Below are 881 nucleotides of genomic sequence, written 5' to 3'. Positions count from 1 at the left end.
ACGGGCACGGCGGCCACCGCCGCACCGGCCGCCGCCGCCCCGGCCGCCCCGCAGCTCGCGGCCGGCTCCAAGGTCGTCGGCTACTTCACCGAATGGGGCACCTACGACCGCAAGTACTACGTCAAGAACATCGAGACCTCGGGCTCCGCGGCCAAGCTGACCCACATCAACTACGCCTTCGGCAACGTCACCGGCGGCAAGTGCGCGATGGGCGACGCCTACGCGGCCACCGACCGGGCCTACACCGCGGCCGAGTCCGTCGACGGCGTCGCCGACACCTGGGACCAGCCGCTGCGCGGCAACTTCAACCAGCTGCTGAAGCTGAAGAAGAAGCACCCGGGCCTGAAGATCCTGTGGTCCTTCGGCGGCTGGACCTGGTCCGGCGGTTTCGGCGAGGCCGCGAAGAACCCGGCCGCCTTCGCCCAGTCCTGCTACGACCTGGTGAAGAACTCCAAGTGGGCGGGCGTCTTCGACGGCATCGACATCGACTGGGAGTACCCGAACGCCTGCGGCCTGAGCTGCGACACCAGCGGACGGGACGCGCTGAAGAAGGTGCTGTCGGCGCTGCGGTCGAAGTTCGGCTCCGGCAGCCTGGTGACCGCGGCCATCACCGCGGACGCCACCAGCGGCGGCAAGATCGACGCCGCCGACTACGCCGGCGCCGCCCAGTACGTCGACTGGTACAACCCGATGACGTACGACTACTTCGGCGCCTGGGACACCACCGGCCCGACCGCCCCGCACTCCCCGCTGAACTCCTACCCGGGCATCCCGAAGGCGGACTTCTTCACGTCGGCGACCATCGCGAAGCTCAAGGGCCTCGGCATCCCGGCATCGAAACTGCTGCTCGGCATCGGCTTCTACGGCCGCGGCTGGACCGG

General features: G+C 69.5%; 1 protein-coding gene. It reads left to right on the top strand.

Going from position 1 to position 881, the window contains the following annotated elements; all coding sequences use genetic code 11:
• On the top strand, positions 1-881 hold an 881-nt coding region (locus tag GT045_RS36965), incomplete at both ends, for a glycosyl hydrolase family 18 protein (protein WP_161336889.1).

The sequence above is a fragment of the Streptomyces sp. SID486 genome (genome assembly GCF_009865385.1).
In the GTDB taxonomy this organism is placed as follows: Bacteria; Actinomycetota; Actinomycetes; order Streptomycetales; family Streptomycetaceae; genus Streptomyces.
This window is presented reverse-complemented; position numbering and strand designations above follow the sequence as displayed.